The sequence below is a fragment of the Acinetobacter sp. ANC5681 genome (assembly GCF_023488045.1).
Classification (GTDB): Bacteria; Pseudomonadota; Gammaproteobacteria; order Pseudomonadales; family Moraxellaceae; genus Acinetobacter.
Genome location: NZ_JAMFKZ010000001.1, coordinates 41,014 through 52,937 on the forward strand (window position 1 = coordinate 41,014; position 11,924 = coordinate 52,937).

The following is an 11,924-nucleotide window of genomic DNA, read 5'->3' on the forward strand; positions in this document are numbered from 1 at the left end:
AACTGGGCAGTTCTCCCTTTTAAATTGCAAAGCATTTGCAGCGCGAGATAATCGACCAATCAATATATAAATTGAAAGAAACGCTTATGAAACCTTTGATTCATTTTGCACATGCTAATGGTGTTCCATCTAAAGTTTATCAGAAGCTATTTGAGCAGTTAAAAGATCAATATGACATTATTTATGTTGCAGAGATTGGCACTGATAAACGTTATCCAATTACGCATGGGTGGAGGCATTTAGTTGATCAAATCATTGATAGTATCGTGCAACAATCTCAAGGTCGAAAAGTAATTGGCTTGGGACACTCGTTAGGTTCTGTATTAACACTAATGGCATCTTATCGTCGTCCTGAGTTGTTTTCTCAAGTGATTATGTTGGACCCACCATTTATTATAGGTAAAGCATCATTTGCTTTTCATCTTGCTAAAGTTTTTCAACCTAAATTGGTCGATAAAATTACGCCAGCAGGTCTATCAGTACGTCGCCGTGATCATTGGGAGTCTCGTGAACAAGCAGCACAACTTTTAGGCTCCAGAGGATTTTATCAACACTTTGATGCAGATTGCTTCCAAGCTTATATTCAACATGCTTTGAGCAATGATCCATTGAAGGGTGGAGTGACTTTAACCATTCCGAAAGTGGATGAGGTTGCAATGTTTAGAACGACACCATCGATGTGGTGGTTACCTATGCCAAAACCTAGAGTACCTGTTCATTTGGTTGTTGGTCGTGATAGTGTGTTCTTAAAAGAAAAACTTCCTCAAGTTGCTAAACGGAAATTGGGTATTCCTTTTTCAATTGTTAATGGTGGACATATGTTCCCATTAGAGCATCCGACTGAAACTGTGGAAAAAATCAGAAGTTTGATTGATAAATAAGCTAAAAAAATACGAAATTCAACCAAGTATGAGGTGATCAAAACTTGGTTGAATTAATGGACAATAAGAAATGCGCTTTATTCAAATAATTTATAAAGAAGAACGATGGAAAACTTATGGTGTAGCTGTATACATGTTAGGTATTCTATTTTTCTATGGGATAGAATATTTTTATTATCAAAATAACCAACAATTGTTATGGCTAAGTTTGAACACCTCTGTTGGGCGCTTGGTTCAACACCCTTACATTTACTTATTCTTAATTGTAGATGTTCTTCCAATCTTAGCCTTATTTTTGCTTTCGCAACAACAATTTGAATAATATTTTAAGTGGTGTGTTTATTTTTTTATTATTCCGATTGATTTGTATTACTTTTGGGAAATTGGTCTTCCTCTAAACATATTATGCTTCAATTTATCTTCATTATCCTTATATAGAAAAACAGTGAAAATTTAAAAATTGAATTATAAAAAACACATCCGAAGATGTGTTTTATTTTTAGAATTGAGCAAATTGAATTGGTCGTTCTAAAGGTTTTTTATTGAAATATGCTTGACCATTTGTCCAAGTGAGTTGACCATTACATAACCATTCTGCAACCTGAGGGTAGATGAAGTGTTCAAGCTCATGCACACGTTGTGCTAGGCTTTCTACATTATCATGCAAACTCACTTGAATGGCGGATTGCGCTATACTTTGTCCTGCATCTAGTTCAGCAGTGACAAAATGAACGGTACAACCATGCAAGCGATCTCCAGTATTTAATACACGTTGATGGGTATTAATTCCTTTATAAAAAGGCAGCAGAGAAGGGTGGATATTTAACATTTTACCTTGCCATTGACTGACAAAGTTTGGCGTTAAAATACGCATAAAACCTGCAAGGATAACTAAGTCAATTTCCCAAGCAAGCAATTGCTGATGCATAGCATCGTCAAAGCTTTCTCGATTTGGATAATCTTTATGTGAAATAACAGCGGTTGCAATATTGGCTTTCTCAGCACGTTGTAATGCATATGCATCAGCTTTATTTGAGAGTACACCAATGATTTGCCCCGATAGATTTGCATCTATCAGGGCTTGTAAGTTGCTACCGTTGCCTGAGACAAGGACAGCAATTCTCATTATGCAAAGATCACGCGAATTTTTTCGTCTGCACCTTCAACTGATTCAGCATTTTCTTGGATATAACCAATTTTCCATGCTTTTTCGCCTTGAATATTTAATACATCAATGGCTTTATCAGCTTCGCTTGCATCAACAGCGATTACCATGCCAACGCCACAGTTAAATGTACGATACATTTCAAAGCGTTCTACATTACCTTCGCGTTGTAATAGTTGGAATAATTCTGACCATTCCCAGCTTGATTCATCAATCACCGCTTGTGCGCCATTTGGAAGAACACGCGGTAAGTTACCTGGTAAACCACCACCAGTAATGTGTGCCATTGCATGGACATCAACTTGTTTGCAAAGTTCAAGTACTGGTTTTACATAAATACGTGTTGGTTCCATTGCAACATCTGCAAGTGGGCGACCATCAACGATTTGAGTTAAATCAACGTTCTTAACATCTAAAATTTTGCGTAGTAATGAGTAACCATTAGAGTGCGCACCACTTGATGCAACCCCGATAAGTACATCACCAGATTTTACTTTAGTGCCATCAATAATTTTACTATGCTCAACTACACCAACAGCGAAACCAGCAAGATCGTAATCTTCGCCTTCATACATACCTGGCATTTCAGCAGTTTCACCACCAACAAGTGCACAGCCAGCAAGTTCACAACCTTTACCAATACCCGTTACTACATTTGCTGCAACATCAACATTCAAATGACCTGTTGCATAGTAGTCTAGGAAAAATAATGGTTCAGCACCACAAACAAGTAAATCGTTTACACACATTGCAACAAGATCTTGACCAATCGTGTCGTGACGATTTAGATTTAACGCTAAACGTAATTTTGTACCTACGCCGTCTGTGCCAGAAACCAATACAGGTTCTTCATAGCCTTTTGGAATTTTGCATAGTGCGCCAAAACCACCTAAACCGCCCATGACTTCCGGACGAGTGGTACGCTTAGCGACAGATTTGATACGATCGACCAGTGCGTCGCCCGCTTCAATGTCGACGCCCGCATCTTTATAGCTTAAACCAGTATTTGGGGTAGAAGTTGAGTTGCTCATAGTGAAGTCTCCGCATTGGCGGCAGATTATAACCTGAATATACGAAACTCTTATGTTATTTATGCTCGAAAATGCTATCTTTAATTAAATTTTTTTCCCATTTATAACGATTACACGAAAAAAGGCTAGATTTTATGCAAGATCAGGTACTACGTCGTATCTTTATCCTCGCAGGACTCGCATTACTACTTTGGGTGTTGTATCTATTAAAACCAGTTGTATTACCATTTGTTGGCGCTTTTTTTATTGCCTATCTCTTTAGTCCCCTTGTAGATGTCCTTGTAAAAATTAAATTACCTCGTTGGTTGGCGATCAGTCTCGTCTTTGTTGGGATTGGCGTAACCTTAACAGTTGTTTTATGGTTCCTTGTTCCATTGGTTTGGAAGCAATTAATCTATGCGCGAGATAGTATTCCAGCAGGTATACATTGGGTAAATGCGACATTTCTACCTTGGGTATCCCATACTTTTAATGTTGTTCCAATGGAGTTGGATACAGAACAGATTTCTAAAGCAATTATGGAATACATTCAAACGAATTACAGTGCAGATAGTATTCAAGCCATGGCTTTACGTTTAGCACAATCTGGTTTGAATTTTATTCAATTAGGTGGCGTATTTATTTTGATTCCTATCATTTCATTCTATTTCTTACTTGATTGGGAAAGAATGTTGCAAAGTATGCGTCGTTTAATACCTCGTCCATATGAAGAATCAACCTTAGTCATTGTTCGTGAATGTCATAGTGTCCTTGGAGCGTTTGTTAAAGGTCAGTTCCTCGTAATGCTGCTATTAGGAATAGTGTATGCCGTTGGCCTGCAAATCATTGGTTTAGAAGTGGGTTTAATTATTGGAATGATTGCTGGTTTGGCCAGTATTATCCCTTATCTAGGCTTTGGTGTTGGTATTATCGCAGCCGTGATTGCTTCATTATTCCAGTTTGGTCTTGATTGGATGCAGTTACTTTTAGTGGGTATTGTATTTATGATTGGGCAAATGGTAGAAGGATATATTTTGCAGCCTTTCTTACTTGGTGACAAAATTGGTCTATCTCCTGTTGCTGTTGTATTTGCGGTACTAGCTGGTGCTCAACTGGGTGGTTTTTTAGGGATGCTGATTGCTTTGCCTGTAGCGGCTGTTATCGTCGTGTTACTTAAACACGCAAGAGATAATTACGAAAAAAGTCGATTTTACGGATCTCCAATTGAGGTCAGTATTCAACATGGTGAAATTCAACGTATAAATGTAGATGCTGGTGATGTAGAACTTGATATTGAGATTAAAAACTCTCAAGATAGCGAAACTTCACATTCAAATGATCTAAAGTAATTGAGGAACAAATTAACGATATGCGTCAACTACAACTCGATATAGAACCACAGCTCGATGCGCGAATTAGCGATTTTTCGGGGCCAGGGTGGGGTCATGTAGTTGATGCGATACGACAGTTACATACTGGACTGGTAAATCGCTTTTATGTTTATGGCGGTGCTGGTACTGGTAAAAGCCATTTACTCTCTGCAATTTGTGATTCATATTTAGAATTGGGTCGTCGTGCAATAAAAGTCTCATTATTAGAATTATTAGATGCACCAATTGAAGCGATTACTTCATTAGAGTTTTATGATTTAGTGGCATTAGATGATATTGATGCAATTAGTGGTGTACCTCATTGGCAAAAAGCTGTTTTTCATTTAATGAATAATCATGATGGACAACTGGTCTTTTCATCTCGTGTAGCACCGATAGAATTAAAATTAGAATTACCTGACTTACAGTCGAGACTGACTCAAGCGGTCAGTGTCAAAGTGCCAAATGGAAGCTCATATACAGATCGACAGGCTTTATTACACTCTGTTATGACGAGGCGAGGAATTCATTTTGACCAACAAATTATTGATTATTTGTTGAGTAATGGGCCACATCAAGCTTCCATTCTATTACAGACACTTGCCCAACTTGAAAAGATGTTGAAAGGTGAGAAAACAAAGCTCTCAAATACGACGATTAAGCAAATTTTTGCTCTGATTGATGAATATCACTAATCGCATAAAATTTCTTGAGTAATTTTGACAGCTATGACAAAGTACGCACAAAGGAATGTGGTTGCAAATTTGTAGTTTGCAATACTAAGAAAAATGAAAATAGAAGGAGAACGGTATGCTCAAACGGACGCTTGCCTGCGCTTTATTTGCGATTACTGGACATGTATATTCTGCGGATATTCAAGTTACAACATTAGTTGATGAAGACAAAGATGATACCGTTTGTTCATTACGTGAAGCTGTAACATTCTTAAATAATCGTACTCAAAAAGAATTTGAAAACGGTTATCATGGTTGTGGTAATAAGGATGCTTCATCGATTATTATTCTAGAACGTGATAAAGAGTACACTCTAAATAAGGCAATACAAATTAAAGCATCGATGACTATTAATACTGCTTCCAGTACTGATTTTAATGATAATAAGCAAGGTTTAAATAATGCTACTATTAAAATGTTGGGTTCGGAAAGTGTTTTTATTATAGATGATAATAATGTAGAAAATGAACTTTTATCAGTGGGCTTAAAAGAGCTGAATCTTAAAGGGTCATCGCAGAAAGTAGTTGAAGGTGGCTTGATTCTAAATCGTGAAATATTAACAATTCAATACTCTAGATTGATGGATGGTAATGCAAGTTTAGGCGGTGCTATTTATAATAAAGGTTTACTATCTGACAAGAAAACTGCAGGTGTTGTTAGTGTAAGTAATACTATTTTTGAAGGTAATAAAGCTGATCAGGGGGCGGTCATTTATAGTGAGGTTCCTCGTTATAATATTACTCAATCAGTGATAAAGAATAATGAAGTAAAAGCAAATGGAAGTATTTTATATGTACAAAATGCTTATAGTGATACCGCAATCTCGAATGCGCTCTTGTTGAGAGTTTTTGGACTCAGAAATTCAACCATTTTTAATAATAAGGGAGGCTATGTAGCAAATATTCGAGGGGGAATGGTCATCAATAATATTACGATGATTTATAATGATGCTGGACTATATTTGCAAGCTCCGAAATGGATTTCAACCCCTGCTACTGACACAAAACCCGCTGAATTAGAGAATGGTGCGTTTATTTTAAATAGTATCATAGCTAAAAATAATAAAAACTGTGTTGCAGATAGTAATGATTCTTCGGTTATTCAAAGTAATTTGACAGAGGTGGATTGCAATCGTAATGCACCCGCTGGACTGCCAAATTTTCTATTAAACACTGATTTGATCGCAGGTGGACAAGTGGAGGGGGATTGTGATTTACCTCAGGACAAAGGATTATTATGTCCTTATACGACTCCCAAAGATCAAATGTTAGGTTTTTTTCAACCAAGATTATTAACTTCTTATAATTCATTGTCTGACTCTCTAATCATTAATAAGGGGAGGATTTTTAGCGATGGGACAAACAAGGGGGCTATTAGTTGTGAAACCTCTGATCAACGAGGTAAAGCGCGCAGTGTTTATAGTGAACTATGTGATCTAGGTGCGATTGAGTTGGTAGTAAATCGTAATGATGTAGAAATTGCTGGGCAAGATATTCTATATGGTCAAATCGCAAAGTTTAGTATTGCGAATAGTTTATTGGATGGTGAATTAGTTGATCCTGAGGCGTGTAAAATAATATTTAAGAGTGATACAGATGCTAACGGATTACCATGGCAACCAGGTTGTCTTAATATTGAACAGACTGAAACAAAGTCAAAAGGTAAATTAACAATAGATTCAAAAGGGAATATTGTCTATGTGCCAAATGGTAATTGGCATGGTGCAGATAAATTTAATATCCGTGTAATCACTACAATCACTAGGCTTAATGACCCTTCAAATTATTATATTGATATTCCTACGACAATTGTCCAAGATCCGCCAAATAATTTTCAAAGTAAAACTGTAAATGTTGGCAGCATGGATTTTGGATGGATTTTAATGGTGTTTGGTTTAATTGGATTGAGACGTTTTAAATCATAATCAAGGATGATAAATGAGATGAAAAATTATAAGAAAACCTTATTAGCGTTAATGGTTGTTTCAGCTATGCCATTGTTAGCTGCAACAAATAGTGCAACAGCACCAATTAAAGTGACTACCTTTAATGATGAAAATAAAGAAGATTCTCTTTGTTCAATCAGAGAAGCTTTAGAGGTTGCAAAAACGCGTGTATCTGCACATGGTTGTGTTGTTGCAGATATTTATTCTAATACTCAAGATATCCAATTAGAAGCGGGTGAATATACGATAAAAAGTGAATTAACACCTGACTCAGAAGTGAGAATTTGGGGGGCAGCTCCAGCTAATTGGAATGAAAAGAATGTTCTAATTAATGATGTGTCAAATCAATATCCTGCACAAGTTGAAATTAAGACTACTATCAAAGCAGAGAATTCTCGAATTTTTAATACAACTGCTGGTAAGAACGCTTTAACTTTAACGAATTTAATACTTGCGAATGGTGTTGCGCCTAATCAGGGAAATGGTGGTGCAATTTATGCTGGTGCAAATATTACATTACAAAGTATTAAGGTATTAAACTCTAAAGCAACTACTGGTGCAGGTGGGGCAATTTATCTAGCTGGACTAGCTGCTTCGGCTACAATTTCTAAAAGTTTATTTGAAGGTAATGACGCTACAGTTGGTAGTGTAATTGCAATGGCTTGTAAGAATGATAATCTATATTCGGAAAGAAATATAAGTTTTACAGCAAGTAGTCTGATAAAAAATGGATCGGATACTTCATTAAGTATGTTGGAGTTTTGTGGTCTACCTAAAGCAGAATTGGAAGCAAATACGATTGCTCAGAATACCGCTAACTCTGTCAAAGGAAATTTAATAAAATTTAGTGGTGATACAAAAGCTGGATCTGAAGATCAAAACAATTCAACAATATTAAGTAGCGGTAGTGCATTAGCACTAACAAGTAACACTATTGTAGAAAATAAAGCATATACAACTTTTCTATATGATAAGATTGGTATAAAGACTTTGCTTTTTAATATAATTGCTTATAATTCAGGAGCATATTCTTGTCGTTATTTGTTGGGTGATGCTTCAAAAGAAGATAATGTGGCAATTGGTGCTATCTATAATGCATTTTCATTATTAAATAATGGCAAATGTGATTTACCCGAAGAGGTATATAAAGATAATACAACAAACATTGATTTAACCAATGTTGCGATGGATACTGTATTAAGTTCAATGGCCCCAGCATCTCAATATACTGCTTTTTTACCAATGTATTATCCAAAAAGAATAACACAAGCAGGGGGCGATAAGCAGGATTTAGTGAATGTAAGTAGTGAAGGTGCAATTGGTTGTAGTGAATATGATCAAAGAGGATTAGCTCGTCTTGCTGATGGAGTATTATTTTATCAACCGGAAGCAAAAAATACATGTGATATTGGTTCTGTAGAATTGATGAAATTAACTGCAGGTGATATTGACAGTATTACTAATCGATCATTGAGTCAATTAATAAGTAATTATAAGGTTCAGAATGATTTTTTTGATAATCTAGTTAAAAACCCAAATGATCCAGAATATCTTACCTACTATAAATACCGATTAGAACCATATAAAAAATTGGTTGAATATTATGATAAAAAAGAAAATTTAAAATATCGGGCTATTTATATTGACTTACAATCATTTCAACTTCCATTACCACACGAAGATGATAGTCATCATTTAGATTTTTTCAGCCCAGAATTATATGATATTAAAGTTGATACGGTTGGGGTTGGTTCAGTTGTTAATGGTCAACTAAATTCTCGTGAAGATAGAAATTTAGTATGTACTTGGGTTCCTGAGATTCAACAAATTGTTGTATATAGAAAAGATGATACGATTACACAAGATGGTGAACAAGCTTTGTGTAGTTATACCATCACATATAAAAATGATCATACAATACAAACAAAAGGTTTAATTAAGGCCTCATTTACAAATCAAGCACCTGAAGCTAAAGATACATCTGTGACATTAAAGTATCAGCAAAAAGAAATCGCAAAATTGAATCTTTTAGAACTAGCTAACGATGCAGGTGATACAGGCCCAGGTGGTAAAGGTCCTGAAACAAAACCTAATAAGTCAGACTTTTGGATAAATGAAGATGGGTTAGAATTACCGATAAGATTATCGAATGTCCCAACAAAAAATCTAATAGTTACTGCTGATCGTAAAGGTAAATGTCCTCCGCCTGATCAAAAAGAAACGTGTTATGGTGGAAATATTTATATTCAAGAAGTAAATACTTTTAATCCATTTAATTATTCGTTTAATTATCAAGTTTATGATAATGATGAAACACCAAAACTTTCAAATTTAGCAACTGTAAACGTAATTAGTACAGCAACTACCTCGGATGATACTCGACCTGCGAAAAGCGGCGGAGGAAGTATGGGTATCTTCTCTGCATTAGGTTTGTTGGGTTTACTAGCATATCGTCGTTATAAAAAGTAAGAGTGAATAAAAAGAGCGCTTTTAAAGCGCTCTTTTTATATGTTCAAATTATAAATTAAATATATACAACTAAAGAGAAATTCATATAAAAACAATTAGTGTTCAGAATATTTGCTTAAGTATTCTTCACGGATGTTCACTTTATCTTCGGCACTGGCATTTTGCATACGTTTACGCAAAGTGTTCCGTTCCTGAGTTCCCAGTTTTTGCCAAACATTACGCATTTTTTGTTTTTCATCTTCTGGAAGCTGAGTAAACCATTCCATTCTTTGTTGAAGTTGAGAGCCTTGATCAGTTGGAATTTCTTTTAAACTTTGATAACGTTGAATAAGAACACGTTGTACTTCTGGAGATAAATCATCCCAAGCTTCTTCTGTAGTTGGTTTATTTGATTTTGAGAACACCCAAAAACGCTCAGAACCAGCAAAACTTGTTTGAAGTAAGCTGAGTGTACACACAACTATTGCTATTTTCTTAGCTGCCATGTGGAACTTTATCCTCACCAAGTACCATCAACATTTCCATATCTTCAACCATTTGTGGTGAAAGTTTTGGATTTACAACGACCTGACTTTGTGGCTTATCGTTCAGTTGTAGAGAGCTTGGTAATACAACAATACCAGTAAGAGCTGCTGCTAAAGCAAAGCCTCCCATTTTCCACAGACTATAATAAGAGGTTGGTTTCTTTTGAACAGTATCTAGAACATGGTTCATCACTAACATTTTTTTGTGATGTTGCTCTTTTGCTAGTTGATCGAGTTTGGAAGTCACTGATTTAGTGAACTCATCTTTATTCATTTGATGACCCTCCCGTATGTGGATTTAAATGCTCTAAAGCAATTCTAAGCCCTTGGATTGCACGATGATAATGGGTTTTTACACTACCTTCACTGCAATTCATAATTTGAGCGGTGGTTGCCGTATCAAAACCTTCCCAAGCTCTTAACATAAATGCTTGCTGTTGACGTACTGGTAATTGGTTGATGGCAGCCTGAATTTCATCCATTGTGACTTCTTGGTTCAGAAATTCGAATGGATTGGGGGTAGATTCATCTACCACATCAATAATTTCCTCATCATCGTCTAAGCTAATTTTTTTGAATAATGAGAAAGGAGTTGCTCGACGAGCTTCTTTGCGCCTCCAATCCTGTAATTTATTATTTAAAATGGTATAAAACAATGGATACCATTCTTCAATACTTTTATCTGAATACGATTTATGCAATGAAATAAAGGCTTCTTGTACCAAATCCATTGCAATGCCTTGTTGTCCCTGAGTTGCACTTTCCATCATCACAAGTGCACGACCTGTAACGTCTTGCATAAAAAAACACAGACGTTGTTCAACAGTACTACAATCAGTACCATTTTCAGTTCGAGCCTGTTTCGGTGCTAAATCCATAGAGATGGAAAATCCTGTCATGGATACCCACCATTATTTCAATTCATTAATCATATAACGTTGAAAATGGTGGATGCGTTGACAACTTAAGCAATTATTTAATGAGTGTAATGGATTTTTTCATTAAAAAAATCGTATTTAAAATAATTTAACGTTTTATTGGCGTTGGCGAACCATTTCAAAAAAGCAAATTGATCCAGCGATGGCAACATTTAAAGATTCTTGCCCACCCGGTTGAGGAATAGTAACAGCCTGAGCATGTTCTAGGGCATAGTCACTTGCACCTTGTCCCTCATTACCTAAAATCCAAACACATGCTTGCTTTAAATCTTTGCTATACAAGCTGGTTGAACGATGTGAACTCGTTACAAACACAGGAATTTGAAACTTGGGAAGAATGTCGGTTAACTGAAAATTCTCAAAACAATGTACGCTAAAATGGGCACCCATTCCTGCGCGTAATACACGTGGGGACCAAAGAGAGGCTGAACCTTGCGTACAAATTACTTGCTTAATGTTGGCTGCGGCAGCCGAACGCAATAGCGTACCAACATTTCCAGGGTCTTGCACATTTTCTAAGATTAAGGTATCAGCTTTAAAATCAATTGTTAATGATGTTTTAGGGAGATCGACAATTGCTAAACAAGGCAGAGTTGTACCTAAAGTACTTAAATCTTTATACAGTACTTCACTAATGACAAAAATATGTCCCTGGTGTAATTCAATCACCTTTTGTAATTCAGAATGATCGAGAGCTTGTTCAGTCGTAAATAATGAAAAGATTTTTTTATGTTGTTGTAGCCATGCTAAACACAGATGAGTACCTTCTAGAACAGTTTGCTGATGTTTCTTTCGAGCACTATTGAGTTCGATCAGCCCACGCAAATGTTTGATTTTTGCATTGTCTTTTGATTCTAGAAAAATAACAGCCATAATATAAAGATCCAA

General features: G+C 36.0%; 12 protein-coding genes. 6 read left to right on the top strand and 6 right to left on the bottom strand.

Translation table 11 applies throughout. The features are described from left to right. The first annotated feature begins 86 nt into the window (after positions 1 to 86). Positions 87 to 881, top strand: coding sequence for an alpha/beta fold hydrolase (locus M5121_RS00175; protein ID WP_249569820.1), 795 nt, complete (start codon positions 87 to 89; stop codon positions 879 to 881). A gap of 70 nt (positions 882 to 951) precedes the next feature. After that, positions 952 to 1,203 (top strand): hypothetical protein, encoded by a 252-nt coding sequence (locus tag M5121_RS00180; protein ID WP_249569822.1) that lies wholly within the window; start codon positions 952 to 954, stop codon positions 1,201 to 1,203. Positions 1,204 to 1,380: 177 nt separating this feature from the next. Here the strand turns inward: M5121_RS00180 and purN are convergent, their stop codons facing one another. Together purN and purM are read right to left on the bottom strand one after the other, a co-directional pair. After that, positions 1,381 to 2,010: a phosphoribosylglycinamide formyltransferase gene (purN, locus tag M5121_RS00185; protein WP_171063585.1), complete on the bottom strand. Its 630-nt coding sequence runs from the start codon at positions 2,008 to 2,010 to the stop codon at positions 1,381 to 1,383. Further along, positions 2,007 to 3,077: a phosphoribosylformylglycinamidine cyclo-ligase gene (gene purM / locus M5121_RS00190; protein WP_249569824.1), complete on the bottom strand. Its 1,071-nt coding sequence runs from the start codon at positions 3,075 to 3,077 to the stop codon at positions 2,007 to 2,009. The genes purN and purM overlap by 4 nt, the downstream gene beginning before the upstream one ends. 134 nt (positions 3,078 to 3,211) lie before the next feature. Between purM and cxpE the strand changes: the two genes are divergently transcribed. From cxpE to M5121_RS00210, 4 genes are all read left to right on the top strand, one after another. Continuing rightward, positions 3,212 to 4,405, top strand: a complete 1,194-nt coding sequence (cxpE, locus tag M5121_RS00195) for a chloramphenicol efflux transporter CxpE (protein WP_005161270.1) — start codon at positions 3,212 to 3,214, stop codon at positions 4,403 to 4,405. A gap of 20 nt (positions 4,406 to 4,425) precedes the next feature. Continuing rightward, on the top strand, positions 4,426 to 5,121 hold the full coding sequence (gene hda, locus M5121_RS00200) for a DnaA regulatory inactivator Hda (RefSeq protein WP_087536399.1): 696 nt from the start codon (positions 4,426 to 4,428) through the stop codon (positions 5,119 to 5,121). Between the two features lie 115 nt (positions 5,122 to 5,236). After that, complete coding sequence (gene rbtA / locus M5121_RS00205; RefSeq protein WP_249569826.1) at positions 5,237 to 7,084, top strand: rhombotarget A; 1,848 nt, start codon at positions 5,237 to 5,239, stop codon at positions 7,082 to 7,084. An 18-nt stretch (positions 7,085 to 7,102) separates the two neighbouring features. Next, the gene (locus M5121_RS00210) at positions 7,103 to 9,574 is read left to right on the top strand and encodes a CSLREA domain-containing protein (RefSeq protein ID WP_249569828.1); all 2,472 of its coding nucleotides are present in this window, start codon (positions 7,103 to 7,105) and stop codon (positions 9,572 to 9,574) included. Between the two features lie 95 nt (positions 9,575 to 9,669). Here the strand turns inward: M5121_RS00210 and M5121_RS00215 are convergent, their stop codons facing one another. From M5121_RS00215 to M5121_RS00230, 4 genes are all read right to left on the bottom strand, one after another. Further along, the gene (locus M5121_RS00215) at positions 9,670 to 10,059 is read right to left on the bottom strand and encodes a DUF3106 domain-containing protein (protein ID WP_249569830.1); all 390 of its coding nucleotides are present in this window, start codon (positions 10,057 to 10,059) and stop codon (positions 9,670 to 9,672) included. Beyond that, positions 10,049 to 10,372, bottom strand: a complete 324-nt coding sequence (locus M5121_RS00220) for a hypothetical protein (protein WP_005161264.1) — start codon at positions 10,370 to 10,372, stop codon at positions 10,049 to 10,051. Before M5121_RS00220 ends, M5121_RS00215 begins: the two co-directional genes overlap by 11 nt. Next, positions 10,365 to 10,976, bottom strand: coding sequence for an RNA polymerase sigma factor (locus M5121_RS00225; RefSeq protein WP_249570067.1), 612 nt, complete (start codon positions 10,974 to 10,976; stop codon positions 10,365 to 10,367). Before M5121_RS00225 ends, M5121_RS00220 begins: the two co-directional genes overlap by 8 nt. A gap of 156 nt (positions 10,977 to 11,132) precedes the next feature. Next, the gene (locus M5121_RS00230) at positions 11,133 to 11,909 is read right to left on the bottom strand and encodes a TrmH family RNA methyltransferase (RefSeq protein WP_249569832.1); all 777 of its coding nucleotides are present in this window, start codon (positions 11,907 to 11,909) and stop codon (positions 11,133 to 11,135) included. Positions 11,910 to 11,924 lie beyond the last annotated feature (15 nt).

Coding starts and splice junctions, on each gene's coding strand:
- M5121_RS00175 (WP_249569820.1), top strand. CDS start 87: ATGAAACCTTTGATTCATTTTGCACATGCTAATGGTGTTCCATCTAAA.
- M5121_RS00210 (WP_249569828.1), top strand. CDS start 7,103: ATGAAAAATTATAAGAAAACCTTATTAGCGTTAATGGTTGTTTCAGCT.
- hda (WP_087536399.1), top strand. CDS start 4,426: ATGCGTCAACTACAACTCGATATAGAACCACAGCTCGATGCGCGAATT.
- M5121_RS00180 (WP_249569822.1), top strand. CDS start 952: ATGCGCTTTATTCAAATAATTTATAAAGAAGAACGATGGAAAACTTAT.
- M5121_RS00215 (WP_249569830.1), bottom strand. CDS start 10,059: ATGGCAGCTAAGAAAATAGCAATAGTTGTGTGTACACTCAGCTTACTT.
- cxpE (WP_005161270.1), top strand. CDS start 3,212: ATGCAAGATCAGGTACTACGTCGTATCTTTATCCTCGCAGGACTCGCA.
- M5121_RS00220 (WP_005161264.1), bottom strand. CDS start 10,372: ATGAATAAAGATGAGTTCACTAAATCAGTGACTTCCAAACTCGATCAA.
- purM (WP_249569824.1), bottom strand. CDS start 3,077: ATGAGCAACTCAACTTCTACCCCAAATACTGGTTTAAGCTATAAAGAT.
- rbtA (WP_249569826.1), top strand. CDS start 5,237: ATGCTCAAACGGACGCTTGCCTGCGCTTTATTTGCGATTACTGGACAT.
- M5121_RS00225 (WP_249570067.1), bottom strand. CDS start 10,976: ATGGATTTAGCACCGAAACAGGCTCGAACTGAAAATGGTACTGATTGT.
- M5121_RS00230 (WP_249569832.1), bottom strand. CDS start 11,909: ATGGCTGTTATTTTTCTAGAATCAAAAGACAATGCAAAAATCAAACAT.